13 protein-coding genes are annotated in these 13878 nt (G+C 73.0%); 8 read left to right on the forward strand and 5 right to left on the reverse strand.

What is annotated here, in order from left to right; genetic code table 11:
• Positions 1 to 20 precede the first annotated feature (20 nt).
• Positions 21 to 1241 carry a cytochrome P450 gene (locus tag LN037_RS10275; protein WP_230751835.1) on the forward strand — a complete coding sequence of 407 codons (1221 nt, stop codon included), beginning with the start codon at positions 21 to 23 and terminating at the stop codon, positions 1239 to 1241.
• Positions 1242 to 1280: 39 nt separating this feature from the next.
• Positions 1281 to 1670, forward strand: a complete 390-nt coding sequence (locus LN037_RS10280) for a tautomerase family protein (RefSeq protein WP_230751836.1) — start codon at positions 1281 to 1283, stop codon at positions 1668 to 1670.
• Here the strand turns inward: LN037_RS10280 and LN037_RS10285 are convergent.
• Positions 1654 to 2502 (reverse strand): NUDIX hydrolase, encoded by an 849-nt coding sequence (locus tag LN037_RS10285; RefSeq protein WP_230751837.1) that lies wholly within the window; start codon positions 2500 to 2502, stop codon positions 1654 to 1656. The two genes, LN037_RS10280 and LN037_RS10285, sit on opposite strands and share 17 nt — an antisense overlap.
• A gap of 220 nt (positions 2503 to 2722) precedes the next feature.
• Between LN037_RS10285 and LN037_RS10290 the strand changes: the two genes are divergently transcribed.
• The 3 genes from LN037_RS10290 to LN037_RS10300 are packed head-to-tail and all read left to right on the forward strand — an operon-like array spanning position 2723 to position 5717.
• A complete protein-coding gene (locus LN037_RS10290; protein WP_230752102.1) occupies positions 2723 to 3688 on the forward strand; it encodes a Bug family tripartite tricarboxylate transporter substrate binding protein in 966 nt (321 codons plus the stop codon).
• The gene (locus LN037_RS10295; RefSeq protein WP_230751838.1) at positions 3685 to 4212 is read left to right on the forward strand and encodes a tripartite tricarboxylate transporter TctB family protein; all 528 of its coding nucleotides are present in this window, start codon (positions 3685 to 3687) and stop codon (positions 4210 to 4212) included. The genes LN037_RS10290 and LN037_RS10295 overlap by 4 nt, the downstream gene beginning before the upstream one ends.
• A complete protein-coding gene (locus tag LN037_RS10300; RefSeq protein WP_230751839.1) occupies positions 4209 to 5717 on the forward strand; it encodes a tripartite tricarboxylate transporter permease in 1509 nt (502 codons plus the stop codon). The genes LN037_RS10295 and LN037_RS10300 overlap by 4 nt, the downstream gene beginning before the upstream one ends.
• Before the next feature lie 239 nt (positions 5718 to 5956).
• Here LN037_RS10300 and LN037_RS10305 read toward each other — a convergent pair whose 3' ends face one another.
• The 3 genes from LN037_RS10305 to LN037_RS10315 form a co-directional block, all read right to left on the reverse strand.
• Positions 5957 to 6982: an LLM class flavin-dependent oxidoreductase gene (locus tag LN037_RS10305; RefSeq protein WP_230751840.1), complete on the reverse strand. Its 1026-nt coding sequence runs from the start codon at positions 6980 to 6982 to the stop codon at positions 5957 to 5959.
• A 53-nt stretch (positions 6983 to 7035) separates the two neighbouring features.
• Complete coding sequence (gene htpG, locus LN037_RS10310; protein ID WP_230751841.1) at positions 7036 to 8973, reverse strand: molecular chaperone HtpG; 1938 nt, start codon at positions 8971 to 8973, stop codon at positions 7036 to 7038.
• Positions 8974 to 9041: 68 nt separating this feature from the next.
• Positions 9042 to 10283, reverse strand: a complete 1242-nt coding sequence (locus LN037_RS10315; protein WP_230751842.1) for a PTS transporter subunit EIIC — start codon at positions 10281 to 10283, stop codon at positions 9042 to 9044.
• Between the two features lie 52 nt (positions 10284 to 10335).
• Here LN037_RS10315 and LN037_RS32410 point away from each other — a divergent pair, with 52 nt between their 5' ends.
• From LN037_RS32410 to ilvA, 3 genes are all read left to right on the forward strand, one after another.
• Positions 10336 to 10608: a PTS sugar transporter subunit IIB gene (locus LN037_RS32410; RefSeq protein ID WP_308286135.1), complete on the forward strand. Its 273-nt coding sequence runs from the start codon at positions 10336 to 10338 to the stop codon at positions 10606 to 10608.
• Positions 10605 to 11066 carry a PTS sugar transporter subunit IIA gene (locus LN037_RS10325; RefSeq protein ID WP_230751844.1) on the forward strand — a complete coding sequence of 154 codons (462 nt, stop codon included), beginning with the start codon at positions 10605 to 10607 and terminating at the stop codon, positions 11064 to 11066. Before LN037_RS32410 ends, LN037_RS10325 begins: the two co-directional genes overlap by 4 nt.
• 168 nt (positions 11067 to 11234) lie before the next feature.
• Positions 11235 to 12503 (forward strand): threonine ammonia-lyase IlvA, encoded by a 1269-nt coding sequence (ilvA, locus tag LN037_RS10330; RefSeq protein WP_230751845.1) that lies wholly within the window; start codon positions 11235 to 11237, stop codon positions 12501 to 12503.
• 38 nt (positions 12504 to 12541) lie between these two features.
• On the opposite strand, the gene LN037_RS10335 is transcribed toward ilvA, so the two are convergent.
• A complete protein-coding gene (locus LN037_RS10335) occupies positions 12542 to 13744 on the reverse strand; it encodes an MFS transporter (protein WP_230751846.1) in 1203 nt (400 codons plus the stop codon).
• Positions 13745 to 13878: the final 134 nt, after the last annotated feature.

Below are 13878 nucleotides of genomic sequence, written 5' to 3' on the forward strand. Positions count from 1 at the left end.
CGTGCGGCAAGGTCGTTGCCATGGGCATCGATCAGACGACGGAGCGTGCACCGCGGCTCGGTCTGCGCCGGGACGGCCTGGACCCCGACCCGCAGGTCACGGCCCTGCGCGAGACGGACGGGACGTGCCCCGTGAGCACGCTCGTCGGGCACGCCGCGACGCTCGTGGCGGGCCACGCCGACGCGCGGGCCGTGCACGGCGACCCGGCGTTCGGCTTCGAGTGGCTGCCGCTGCCGCCCGGCGAGGTCGACGTGGAGGACATGCGGCGACGGCGGGCCGGGATGCTGCTGGCCCTCGACCCGCCGCACCACACCCGGCTGCGGAGGATGCTCACCGGACGGTTCACGGTGCGGGCGATGAAGGCGCTCGAGCCGCGCGTCGTCGCGATCGTCGACGACGCGCTCGACGCGATGGAGAAGGCCGGGTCGCAGGGCGACCTCGTCGCCGACTTCGCCCTGCCCGTGCCGTCGCTGGTGATCTGCGAGCTGCTCGGCGTGCCCTACGCCGACCGCGACGGGTTCCAGGAGCGCGCCGAGCTGACCCTGCGCTCCGACCTCCCCGTCGAGGAGCGGATCCGGGTCGTCCGCGAGTCGCGGGAGTACATGGCGACCCTCGTCGAGCGCGCCCGGCGCGACCCGGGGGACGACCTGATCGGCATGCTGGTCCGCGAGCACGGCGACCGCTCCGCCGCCGAGGGCGGGATCGACGACGACGAGCTCGCCGGGCTCGCGAACCTGCTGCTGGTGGCGGGGCACGAGACGACCTCGAACGTCATCGCGCTCGGCACGTACGAGCTGCTGCGCGACCCGGCGCAGATGGCGGCCGTCCGCGCCGCGCTCGACGACGACGCCGCCCTGTCACGGGTCGTCGAGGAGCTGCTCCGCCACGTCTCCCCGGTCTCGGCGGGGTTCCCCCGCGTCGCGGAGCGGGACGTCGAGGTCGGGACGCACACGTTCCCCGCCGGGGCGGTCGTCACGGCCTCGCTGTGCGCGGCGAACCGTGACCCGGCGCTCGGGGAGGGGCTCGACCACCTCGACGTCACCCGCGCCCCCGTGCCGCACGTCGCCTTCGGTTACGGCATCCACCACTGCCTGGGCGCCCCGCTGGCCCGCATCGAACTGAGGATCGCGTTCCGCGCGCTGCTGCGCCGGTTCCCCGACCTGGCCCTCGGCGAGGGGCCGATCGAGTTCCGGCACGAGAACCTGATCCACGGGGTGGAGGCGTTGCCCGTCACGTGGTGAGGCGGCGTTCCCGACGGCGGGTCGGGGCACCCCGCCGGTATGCCTCTCGTCCGGATCGATCTCGTCCGCGGCCGTTCGCCCGAGGAGGTCCGCCGCCTCGCCGACACCGTGCAGGAGGTCGTGCTCGACGTGTTCGCCGCGCCGCCCGGCGACCGCTACCAGGTGATCCACCAGCACGACGCCGACGAGATCATCGCCGAGGACACCGGGCTGGGGATCGAGCGCACCGACGGCGTGACGATCGTCCAGGTCACCCAGCAGGGCCGGGGACGCGAGCAGAAGGAGGCCCTCTACGCCGCGCTCGCGCGGCGGCTCGACGAGGAGGGCCTGGTGCGCCCGACCGACCTGATCGTCTCGCTCGTGCGCAACGAGCCCGAGGACTGGTCGTTCGGGCACGGCCGGGCCCAGTTCCTCACCGGGGAGCTGTAGCCGCGTTCAGCTCGGCGTAGCGCTCCGGCAGCGTCAGCGCCGACCCGTCCGGTTCCAGGCCCGGCATGATCGGCTCCGGGATCGGACGGTCGGACGCCGCGAGGATCTGCGCGACGGTGCCGTACTGCGCGAGCTCGAGGAACGTGCAGTACTGCGGCGGCAGCATCATCACGCTCTCCCCCGCCGCGGCGAGCGCCTCGTCGACGCCCAGCCAGGCGGCGGCGTCGGACTCGGTGGAGACGCCCGCGGCCTCCTGCCCCTCGGGGCTCGCCGTCACGAAGAAGAACGTGCGGTAGCGGCGCGGCTCGAACTCCGGGGTGATCCAGCAGGTCCAGGCCCGCAGCAGGTCGGTGCGCAGCACGAGCCCGCGGTCGCGCAACAGCGCCGAGAACGCGATCTCCCGGGCCTCGAGCGCCCGCCGGGCCTCCGCCCACTCCTCGCCCGACGTGGACGGGACCACCGACCCGTCGTCGGGACCGGCGAGCAGCACCCCGGACTCCTCGAAGGTCTCCCGCACCGCGGCACACACCACCGCGCGGGCCTCGTCGACGCCGAGCCCGAGCCGCTCCGCCCAGACCTCCGGGGCGGGCCCGGCCCACCCGATGTCCTCGGCCGCGTCGCGCGGGTCGACCCCGCCGCCGGGGAAGACGACCATCCCGCCCGCGAAGGCCATCTGCGTGCGCCGGCGCAGCAGGAACGCCTCGGGGCCCGTGGCCCCGGTGCGCAGCAGGATCGTCGAGGCCGCGACCTTCGGCGTGGCGGGGTCGGCGGCACGGGCGCGGAAGTCGGCGAGCTGGTCGGCGAAGCCGGGCGGCAGCCGCGTGGGGTCCATGGGCCCATCTGATCACACCGGTCGGGTCCCGCGACCACAACGAACACAACGTCCGCTACGCCCGGATGCTGTCGCGGGAGGTGAGCGGCGCCGCACCCTGTCGAGCGATCCAGCTCACAGCCGCGCTCCAGGAGCCCCCGTGACGTCCACGACCACCGACCCCCCGCCGACCGTCCCCCGCCCCGAACCGCCGCGCACCCGGCGGTCGCGGACCGTCCTCGTGCTCGTCGCCGTCGTGGCGGCACTGCTGCTGGTGCCGCCCGCGGTCGGGTCGCTGTCCGGCGGTGGGGACGGCACGCAGCTCAAGGGCCTGCAGGTGATGGTGCCCAACAGCCCCGGTGGCGGCTACGACGTGACCGCCCGGGCCGCGGCCCGCGCCGCCGAGGAGGCCGGCGTGACCGGCGCGGTCGAGGTGTTCAACCTCCCCGGCGCCGGCGGCACGGTCGGTCTGCGCCGCCTGGTCAACGACGCAGGTGACACGCGCGAGCTCATGTCGATGGGGCTCGGCGTCGTCGGCAGCGTCTACTCCAACGACTCACCGGTGACGCTGCGCCAGACGACGCCGATCGCGCGACTCACCGAGGAGACCGAGATCCTCGTCGTGCCGGCCGACTCGCCCTTCCGCGACCTCGGCCAGCTCCTCGCCGCGTGGCGCGCGAACCCCGGGGCGCTGCCGGTCGGCGGCGGCTCCTCGCCGGGCGGCCCGGACCACCTCGCGCCGATGCTCACGGCGAAGGCGGCGGGCATCGACCCGCGGACCGTCAACTACGTGCCCTACGACGGCGGGGGTGACCTGCTCGCCGCGGTCCTCGGCGGCAAGGTCGGGCTCGGGGTGAGCGGGCTCGGCGAGTTCGCCGACCAGGTCGCGTCCGGCGACCTGCGGGTCCTCGCGGTCACCGCCGGCGAGCGGGTGCCCGGCGTGGAGGCGCCGACCCTGCGCGAGTCCGGGGTGGACGTCGAGTTCACCAACTGGCGCGGACTCGTCGCGCCGCCGGGCCTGACGGCCGAGCAGCGCGACGAGCTGGTGGCGGCGGTCGGCGCCCTGCACGGGAGCGCGGAGTGGCGCGAGGCGCTGGAGCGCAACGACTGGCAGGACGCCTACCTGCCCGGGGACGCGTTCGGCGCGTTCCTCGCAGCCGAGGACGAGCGGGTCGCAGGGGTCCTGCGGGAACTGGGGTTGGCATGACGACGGGGACCGAGGAGACCACCCGGAGCTGGTGGTCCGAGCACGCCGAACTCGGCGTCGCCGCACTGCTCGGCGCCGTCGGGGTGCTGGTGGCGGTCGACACCGTGGCGGAGGGCACGCTGACCGCGGGGTCGGACTCCGACCCGATCGGACCGGGCGTCGTGCCGCTCGTGCTCAGCGCGGCGCTGCTCGTGCTGGCCGCGCTGCTGACCCTCGACGTCCTGCGCGGCGGCCACGGCGAGGCCGAGGCCGGCGAGGACGTCGACCTCGACACCCCGATGGACCTGCGCACCGTCGGGATGCTCGCCGGCGTCCTCATCGCCACCGCGGCGCTGATCCCGGTGCTCGGCTGGCCGATCGCCGGCACCGTCCTGTTCGCCGGGGCGGCCTACGCCCTGGGATCCCGGCGGCTCGAGATCGACCTGGCGGTCGCGGCGACCGTCTCGCTCGTCACCTGGGTGGTGTTCGACGGCCTGCTGGGCGTCGACCTGCCGGGTGGCCCGCTGATGGGGATGCTCGGATGAACGACTCCGGCCTGCTCGACGGGTTCGCCAACGCGCTGACCCCGCCCCACCTGCTCTTCGCCGCGATCGGCGTGCTGCTCGGCACGGCGATCGGGGTCCTGCCCGGCATCGGGCCCGCCATGGCGGTGGCCCTGCTCCTGCCCGTCACGTACGCCTTCGAGCCCACCGGCGCCTTCATCATGTTCGCCGGCATCTACTTCGGGGCGATGTTCGGCGGCTCGACCACGTCGATCCTGCTCAACACCCCCGGCGAGAGCGCGTCGGTGATGGCGGCGGTCGAGGGCAACCCGATGGCCAAGCAGGGCCGCGGCGCGCAGGCGCTCGCCACGGCCGCCATCGGGCACTTCGTCGGCGGGATGGTCGGCGTGACGGGGCTCGTGCTCGTCGCGCCGCTGATCGCCTCGGTGGCCGTCGACATCGGCGCCCCCGACTACTTCGCGATCATGGTCCTCGCGTTCGTCGCCGTGACCGGCGTCCTCGGCGCCTCCCGCGTCCGCGGCTTCGCGGCGCTGGTGCTCGGTCTGACGATCGGCCTGGTCGGCCTCGACCCGATCTCCGGCCAGCCCCGCATGACCTTCGGGGTGCCGCAGCTCGCCGACGGCATCGACGTCGTCATCGTGGCCGTCGGGCTCTTCGCGGTCGGCGAGGCGCTCTGGGTGGCCGCGCACCTGCGGCGCAAGCCGCAGGAGGTCATCCCCGTCGGTCGCCCGTGGCTCTCCCGCGACGACGTCCGCCGCGCCTGGAAGCCCTGGCTGCGCGGCCCGTTCATCGGGTTCACGTTCGGCTCGATCCCGGCCGGCGGCGCCGAGATGTCGACCTTCATGGCCTACGTGACCGAGCGCCGGCTGTCGAAGAACCGGAAGAACTTCGGCAAGGGCGCCATCGAGGGCCTGGCCGCGCCCGAGTCCGCCGCCTCGGCGTCCTCGGCGGGCACGCTCGCGACGATGCTGACCCTCGGGCTCCCGACGACCGCGATCGCGGCGATCATGCTCGCGGCGTTCCAGCAGTTCGGCATCCAGCCCGGTCCGCTGCTCTTCGAGCGGGAGCCGTCGCTGGTCTGGACGCTCATCGCGAGCCTGTTCATCGGCCTCGTCCTGCTGCTGGCGCTGAACCTGCCGCTCGCGCCGATGTGGGCGAAGCTGCTGCGCGTCCCGCGGCCCTACCTCTACGCCGGCATCCTGTTCTTCGCCTGCGTCGGGGCCTACGCGGTGTCCGGGTCGCCGGTCGACCTCGTCGTCCTGCTCGTGATCGGCGCCATCGGGTTCCTGATGCGCCGCTTCGGGCTCCCGGTGCTGCCGGCGATCATCGGCGTGATCCTCGGTCCGGACGCCGAGCTCCAGCTCCGCCGGGCGCTGCAGATCGCCGACGGTGACGTGACCACGCTGGTCTCGACGCCGCTGTCGATCACGGTCTACGTGGTGATCGCGCTGCTGTTCGTGATCCCGCTGGTGCTGCGGCGGCGTCGGGCCGCGCCGGAGCCGGAGCGGGAGGACGAGCTGGTCTGAGCCCTACTGAGCGAAGGGCCCCTCCGGTCGAGTAGATCGACCGGAGGGGCCCTTCGCTCGTGGTGGGCCGGTCGGTCTCCGGCCGCGAGTGGCACGTGAGGCAGGTTACGGGGCGGCCGGACCTGCGTGGTGTGCCATTCGCGGATGCCGACCCGCCGGCTCCGTCCGCGAGTGGTACCTCAGGCAGGTTCTGGGGCCGCCGGACCTGCGTGGTGTGCCACTCGCGAAGTGGCGCCGGCTCACACGTCGGCGAGCTTCGGCGCGGCCTCCCCCAGCAGCTCGATGGAGTGCAGCAGGTCCGCGTGGCGCAGCCGCGGGTTGGTCATCTGCAGGTTGATGCGGTCGACCCCGCCGAGCTGGTCGGCCACCCGGGTCGCCTTCTCGACGATCGTGTCGGGGTCGCCGATGAAGTAGGCGCCGTCGGGCCCGCGGGTGGCGTCGAACTGGCGCCGCGACGGCGGCATGCCTCCGCGCTCGCGGGCGATCGTCGTGAACATCGCCTCCCAGCCCGGGTAGAACGCGTTCGTGGCCTGGGCGACGTCGTCGCCGAGGAACCCGAACACGTGCAGCCCGACCTTCAGCTGCTCGGGCGCGTGCCCGGCCTCCGCGCCGGCCCGCCGGTAGAGGTCGATCAGCGGCGCGAACTGCGCGGGCGCCCCGCCGATGATCGCCACCATGAGCGGCAGCCCGAGCGCGCCGGCCCGGTAGAACGACTCCGGGGAGCCGCCCACGCCGACCCAGATCGGGAACGGGTCCTGAGCGGGGCGGGGGAACACCGGCTGGTCGTTCAGGGCGGGCCGGTGCGGACCGGACCAGGTGACCCGCTCGTTGTCGCGGATCTTCAGGAGCAGGTCGAGCTTCGAGGTGAAGAGCTCGTCGTAGTCGGAGAAGGCGAGCCCGAACAGCGGGAACGCCTCGGTGAACGAGCCCCGCCCGACGACGAGCTCCACGCGGCCGCCCGAGATCAGGTCGACCGTCGCGTACTCCTGCCATACCCGCACCGGGTCGGCGGCCGAGAGCACCGTGACCGCCGAGCGCATCCGGATCTGCTCGGTGCGCGCCGCGGCCGCCGCGAGGATCACCGCCGGCGCGGCGTCGTAGTACTCGCTGCGGTGGTGCTCGCCGATGCCGTAGGAGTACAGGCCCGCCCGGTCGGCGGTCTCGATCTCCTCCAGCAGGTGCCCGAACCGCTCGACCGGCCCGACCACGTGTCCGGTGTCCGGATCGGTGACCTTCGCGACGAAGCTGTCGACGCCGATGTGCACGGCTACCTCCCAGGTCGTTGCATGTTCAACGACCAACCCACGGGTCCGGGACCCTATTCCGTCTCCAGCGTGGCGGCGAGCCGCTGCGCGAGCTTCCCGACGAACGCCGACGGCTCCTTGAGCTCCCCGCCCTCGGCGAGCAGCGCCATGTCGTAGAGCAGCGACGCGGTGTCGGCGACACCGGCGTCCTCGGGCCGGGCCTCGTGCGCGGCCTTCAGGTTCTCCACCAGCGGGTGCTTCGGGTTGAGCTCCAGTGCCCGCTTCTGCACCGGGATCTCCTGGCCCATCGAGCGCATCATCTGCTCGAGCTGCGGCGGGAGGCCGCCCACCTCGCCGACCAGGCAGGCCGGGCTCGTGGTCAGGCGGGTGGAGAGCCGGACCTCGGAGACCTCGTCGGCCAGCGTCGTCGTCATCCAGCCGAGCAGGTCGTCGAAGCCCTCGGGCTTCTCGGCGTCGTCGGAGAGGTCGACGTCGCCCTGCGCGATCGAGGCGAAGGGCTTCGAGTCGTCGCCCGTGCCGTACGACGGCACCATCCCGACCCAGACCTCGTCGACCTGGTCGGTCAGCAGCAGGACCTCGTAGCCCTTGGCGCGGAACGCCTCGATGTGCGGCGAGTTCTCCACCGACGCCCGGGACTCGCCCGTGACGTAGTAGATCGACTCCTGGCCCTCGGGCATCCGCGCGACGTAGTCGGCGAGCGTGGTGAGCTGCTCCGGGTCGTGCGTCGAGGCGAAGCTGGACGCCTCGAGGATCGCCTGCGTGTTGTCCTGGTCGGAGAGCAGGCCCTCCTTGAGGGCGCGCCCGCACTCGCGCCAGAAGGTGTCGTACTTCTCGGCGTTCTCGCCGCGCAGTCCCGTGATCGTCTGCAGCACGCGCTTCACGAGGCGCTTGCGGATCAGCTGGATCTGGCGGTCCTGCTGGAGGATCTCGCGCGAGACGTTGAGCGAGAGGTCCTGCGCGTCGACGACACCCTTGACGAACCGCAGGTACTCGGGGACGAGCGCCTCGCAGTCCTCCATGACGAAGACGCGCTTGACGTAGAGCTGTACCCCGCGCTTCGCGTCGCGGTAGTAGAGGTCCATCGGCGCGTGGCTCGGCAGGAACAGCAGCGCCTGGTACTCGAACGTGCCCTCGCCGGTGAACCGCATCGTCTCGAGCGGCTCCTGCCAGTCGTGCGAGACGTGGCGGTAGAACTCGGCGTACTCCTCGTCGCTGACCTCCGAGCGCGGCCGCGCCCACAGGGCCTTGCGGGAGTTGATCGGCTCGTTCGAGGTGTCGGGCGCGGACTCCTCGTCGTCCTCCTCGGCGCCCTCGACGACCGTGTCGGTGACGCCGCTCGGGTTCAGCAGGATCGGCCAGGTGATGAAGTCCGAGTAGCGCTTCACGATCCGCCGCACGACCGACGGGTCCGCGTAGTCGTGCAGGTTGTCCTCGGCGTCCTCGGCCTTGAGGTGCACGGTGATGCTCGTGCCCTGCGGGGCGTCGGCGACCTCGGAGAGCTCGTAGGTGCCCTCCCCCGCGGACTCCCAGTGCACGCCGCCGTCGGTGCCGGCGCGGCGGGTGGTCATCTCCACCCGGTCGGCCACCATGAAGCTGGAGTAGAAGCCGATCCCGAACTGCCCGATGAGCTCGGCGGTGGCCTCCTCGCTGCCCGACGCCTGCGCCTCGCGCAGCTTCGACAGCGTCTCCGCCGTGCCCGAGCGCGCGATCGTGCCGATCAGGTTCACGACGTCGTCGCGGCTCATGCCGATGCCGTTGTCGGTGATCGTCAGCGTCCGGGCGTCGGCGTCGGTGCGCAGCTCGACGTGCAGGTCCGAGGTGTCCACCCCGAGGTCCTTGTCCCGGTAGGACTCCATCCGCAGCTTGTCCAGCGCGTCGGAGGCGTTGGAGATCAACTCGCGGAGGAACACGTCCTTGTCGGAGTAGATCGAGTGGATCATCAGCTGCAGCAGCTGACGGGCCTCGGCCTGGAACTCGATCGTCTCGGTCATCGCTGTCCTGCGTCCTCTCGTGGGTCTCCGACCTGATCGCCGCCCACGATAATCGGACCCCCCGACAGCTATCCCGACGACGGGTCGCGCGTCGGGTCCGGGCTCACCGACGCCTCCCCGTCCTCCTCGCGCCCGGGCGTGCGGAGGTCGAACCGCCGGATCACCACGCGGAACACGACGTAGTAGACGACCGCGTAGCCGAGCCCGATCGGGATCAGCCACAGGGGACGCGTGGCCTGCCCGAAGTTGATGACGTAGTCGATCGCGCCGGCGGAGAAGGTGAACCCGTCGTGGATGCCGAGGGCGTTGCACAGGGCGAGCGAGGTGCCCGTGAGGACCGCGTGCACCACGTAGAGCGGCCAGGCGACGTAGACGAACGCGTACTCCAGCGGCTCGGTGATGCCGGTGAGGAACGAGGTCAGCGCGACCGAGGCCATGATCCCGCCGACGACCTTGCGCTGCTCCGGACGCGCCTCGTGCCAGATCGCCAGGGCGGCGGCCGGGAGCGCGAACATCATGATCGGGAAGAACCCGGTCATGAACGTGCCGGCCGTCGGGTCACCGGCGAAGAAGCGCGCGATGTCGCCGTGGGCGCCGTTGTAGTCGCCCAGCACGAACCAGACGACCGAGTTGAGGATGTGGTGCAGCCCGAGCGGGATGAGCAGGCGGTTGGCCGCGCCGAAGATGCCGCCGCCGACCACCGCGTTCGCCGCGACCGCGTTCCCCAGCGCGGTCAGCCCGGCGTTGAACAGCGGGAAGAGCAGGGCCAGGACGACGGCCAGCAGCATCGACGCGAGCGCCGTGATGATCGGGACGAAGCGCCGGCCACCGAAGAACGCGAGGTAGGTCGGCAGCTTGATGCGGTGGTAGCGCTGCCAGAGCACGGCGGCGACGAGCCCGACGAGGATACCGCCGAGCACGCCGTAGTCGATCGTGGCCTGCTCGCCCTCCGAGTCGAGCTGCCCGGGAAGCAGGACCGGGCTGAGGGCGGTGAAGACGCCTGCGAGCACGAGGTAGCCGACGACCGCGGCCAGGGCCGTGGAGCCGTCGGAGCGCCGGGCCCAGCCGATCGCGATGCCGACGGCGAAGATCAGCGGCAGGTTGTCGAACAGCGCGCCGCCCGCGCCGGTCAGCACGGTCGCCACGGTCTTCAACGCGGCGACCCCGCCGAGCAGGTCGTCCTGCCCGAGCCGCTGCAGCAGTCCCGCCGCGGGCAGCGCGGCGATCGGCAGCATCAGGCTGCGGCCGAGTCGCTGCAGGCCGGCCAGCCCGCGGGCTCCCCGGGACGTCGTCTCCGTGCTCGCGGTCATCGGGCCCCACCTCCAGTACCGTGCGGCGGACGTTGCAGGCAGCAACGAACCGGTGTCGAGGAAGGGTGCGGGCATGGACGCAGCGGCGATCGTGGCCGGTCTGGGCGGTGCGGCGAACATCGACGACCTCGAGGCCTGCATCACCCGCCTGCGCACCGAGGTCCGGGACCCCGCGCTCGTCGACCAGGCCGCGCTGAAGGCCCTCGGCGCCTCGGGCGTCGTGGTGCAGGGCAGCGTGGTGCAGGTGGTCGTCGGGCCGCAGGCGGACGTGATCGCGGACGACGTGCACGATCTGCTCGAGGCGAGCGAAGCGACGGGGACGTGAGCCGAGCGGTGGTCGTCACCGCGCCGCTGGCCGGAGAGGTCGTCGGCCTCGAGGCGGTCCCCGACGTCGTGTTCGCCGCCGGGATGGTGGGCCCGGGCGCCGCGATCGAGCCGGCGACGGATGCCCTCGTGGTGTCCGCCCCGGCCACCGGGACGCTGGTCAAGGTCCACCCGCACGCGTTCGCCCTGGTCACCCACGAGGGGGTCGGCGTGCTGGTCCACCTCGGCATCGACACGGTCGGCCTGCGCGGCGAGGGCTTCGAGGTGCTGCGCGCCGAGGGCGACGTGGTGTCGGCCGGCGACCCGGTCGTGCGTTGGTCCCCCGCCGAGGTCCGTGCCCGGGGGCTCTCGGCCGTCTGCCCCGTGGTCGTCCTCGACGTCGACCCGTCCCGCGTCTCCGTCCTCTCGTCGGGTGCGGCCGGCCCGGGCGACCCGCTGCTCGAGGTCGCGCCGGCCTGACGGTGAGGATGGGTGCAGCGGGGAGGACCGGAGCGCCTCGGCGTCCTGCTCCCCCGTCAGCGGCACCTCCGCCACCCGCGCCGTCGTCGTGGAAGCCCCAGGACCCGTCGTCGGGAACGGCGGACCTACGATGAGCCGTTCGGATCAGCAGCACGGAGGAGCAGGGCGATGACGGGCGGGACCGCGTTCGAGAAGCAGGTACTCGAGGCCGCGGAGCGTCTCACCGGTATTGCCGAGCTGACACCGCTGCAGTACAACCCGCGCCTGTCCGCCGACTCCGGCACGAACGTCTGGTTCAAGCGGGAGGACCTGCAGGTCGGGCGGTCCTACAAGCTGCGCGGCGCGTACAACCTGATCTCCCAGCTCGACGACGAGGCCCGCGCGGTCGGGGTGGTCTGCGCGTCCGCCGGCAACCACGCCCAGGGCTTCGCGTTCGCGTGCCGGACCCACGGTGTGCGCGGGCGGGTGGTCATCCCGTCGACCACGCCGCGGCAGAAGCGCGAGCGGATCGCCGCCCTCGGCGGGGACATGGTCGACCTGGTCGTCCGGGGCGACACCTACGACGAGGCCTCGGCGTCGGCGTCGGCGTACGCGGAGGAGACCGGCGCGACGCTGGTCCCCGCGTTCGACGACTCCCGCACCGTCGCCGGCCAGGCCACCGTGATCGCGGAGGTCGTGGAGCAGCTCGGGCACGCGCCGGACGTCGTCGTCGTGCCGGTCGGGGGCGGTGGCCTGCTCGCCGGCACCGCGACCTGGCTCGCCGCGACCTACCCGCGGACCCGCGTGATCGGCGTCGAGCCGGCCGGGGCGCGCAACGTCGCGGCCGCCCTGCACGCGGGCAGCCCGGTCGTGCTCGACGAGGACGGGTTCGACCGCTTCGTCGACGGCGCCGCCGTCCGGAAGGCCGGCGCGGTCACCTTCCCGCTCATCCGGCGCTCGGGCGCACAGCTGCTCGCCGTCGACGAGGGCCTCGTCTGCACCGAGATGCTCGCGCTCTATCAGACCGAGGGAATCATCGCCGAGCCCGCGGGCGCGCTCGCCGGGGCGGCCGTGCGCTCCGACGGCCCCGAGCTCGACCTCGTGCCGGGCGAGACCGTCGTCGTCATCCTCTCCGGCGGCAACAACGACGTCTCCCGCTACGCCGAGGTCATCGAGCGCTCGCTGCGCTTCCAGGGGCTCAAGCACTACTTCCTCGTCGAGTTCCCGCAGGAGCCCGGCGCGCTGCGGCGCTTCCTCGACGAGGTCCTCGGTCCCGACGACGACGTGACGCGGTTCGAGTACGTCAAGCGCGACAACCGGGAGTCGGGACCCGCCCTCGTCGGCGTCGAGATCGGGCGGCGCGAGGACTACGAGCCGCTGCTGGAGCGGATGGCGCGCTCGCCGCTGCAGATCGAGGCGCTCGAGCCGGGGTCGCCGGCCTTCCGCTTCCTGGTGTGAGCACGTGTGTGCAGTTCCGACGGTCATGACCGTCGGAACTACTCACGGGCCGACGGCACCTCGGCCCGCACCGGCGTCACGGCGATCGCCGCCAGCGGCGCCAGGGCGGCCGCGGTGAAGCCGACCCCGTAGCTGGTCGCGCCGATGATCGCGCCCAGGATCGGCGGGGCGAGCGAGGCGACGATGTTCTGGGTGGTGTTCTGCACCCCGAGCGCCCGGCCGGACCACGCCTGGCCGGCCATCTCGGCGGTCGAGACGAAGGCGAGTCCGTTGTCGGCGACGGTCACGATCGCCCCGACCGCGAGCCCGGCCACCGCGATCACCGGCACCCACACCGAGCCCGCCGCGAACCCCAGCATCACGAGCATCGACCCGACGGCGAGCTGACGCATCGGCCGCAGCCGGGACCCGACGCGGTCGGACCACCAGCCGGTCGCGATCCGCCCCGCCGCCCCCGCGATCTGGGAGACGGCGACGAACACGCCCGCCACGCCCGGCGACCAGCCCTGCTCGCGGACCAGGTACTCCAGCGCGAACGCCGAGATCGCGAACTGCGGCAGCACCAGCAGCGCCGACGCCGCGTGCAGCCGGTACAGGGTCGGGGTCCGGTACGGGTTGCCGACGGGCTCGTGCGGCTGCGGGGCCCGGCGCGGGGCGTCCTGCGCGATCCCGAGGACGAGGCCTGCCGCGACCAGGCAGGTCAGTCCCATCCAGCCCAGGGCGACGAACGGGCCCTGGGTCGTGGCCAGGACCGGCAGGACCAGGGCGGCGAGCGCGACCCCGAGCGGCTGCGCGGTCTGACGGATGCCCATCGCGACGCCGCGCTCCTCGGCGGCGAACCAGCCCATGATCAGGCGTCCGCTCGCCGCGTTCACCGACGCGGCCCCGAGCCCGCCCACCCCGAGGAGCAGCACGATCGTCACCAACGACGACGGCGTCTCCAGGGCGAGGCCCCCGACCACCACACCCGCCACCGCGAGGCCGATCGCCATCGGGAACCGCTCCCCCACGCGGTCCACCACGTAGCCCCAGGCGACGAGGGCGAGCAGCAGGCCCGTCGTCGGGGCCGCCACGACGAGCCCGACCTCGGCCAGCGACAGCCCGCGCTCGTCGCGCAGGGTCGGCACCAGGAACGGGATGCCGTAGACGAACGACGAGGCCGCGGTCTGGGCGAGCACGCCGACCACGAGGATCGCCCAGCGGCGTCGTGGTCGGGCGGGGGCGCTCGTCTCCGTGGTCACGGTCGTCAGCATGCCTCACGATCGCCCAACAGGCGAGACGCCGTCTCACAGGTTGAGATCAAGCTGGCCCGGTATCGGGACGGACGACTCGTCCGTGCAGCGAGGGGCCACGAACGACTCGTTCGTCGGCCGGG

This window comes from Actinomycetospora soli (assembly GCF_021026295.1).
Classification (GTDB): domain Bacteria; phylum Actinomycetota; class Actinomycetes; order Mycobacteriales; family Pseudonocardiaceae; genus Actinomycetospora; species Actinomycetospora soli.

Bases quoted from the DNA above. Each gene is read 5' to 3' on its own strand.
- LN037_RS10275 (WP_230751835.1), top strand. From the start codon at position 21: ATGGGCATCGATCAGACGACGGAGCGTGCACCGCGGCTCGGTCTGCGC.
- LN037_RS10280 (WP_230751836.1), top strand. From the start codon at position 1,281: ATGCCTCTCGTCCGGATCGATCTCGTCCGCGGCCGTTCGCCCGAGGAG.
- LN037_RS10285 (WP_230751837.1), bottom strand. From the start codon at position 2,502: ATGGACCCCACGCGGCTGCCGCCCGGCTTCGCCGACCAGCTCGCCGAC.
- LN037_RS10295 (WP_230751838.1), top strand. From the start codon at position 3,685: ATGACGACGGGGACCGAGGAGACCACCCGGAGCTGGTGGTCCGAGCAC.
- LN037_RS10300 (WP_230751839.1), top strand. From the start codon at position 4,209: ATGAACGACTCCGGCCTGCTCGACGGGTTCGCCAACGCGCTGACCCCG.
- htpG (WP_230751841.1), bottom strand. From the start codon at position 8,973: ATGACCGAGACGATCGAGTTCCAGGCCGAGGCCCGTCAGCTGCTGCAG.
- LN037_RS10315 (WP_230751842.1), bottom strand. From the start codon at position 10,283: ATGACCGCGAGCACGGAGACGACGTCCCGGGGAGCCCGCGGGCTGGCC.
- ilvA (WP_230751845.1), top strand. From the start codon at position 11,235: ATGACGGGCGGGACCGCGTTCGAGAAGCAGGTACTCGAGGCCGCGGAG.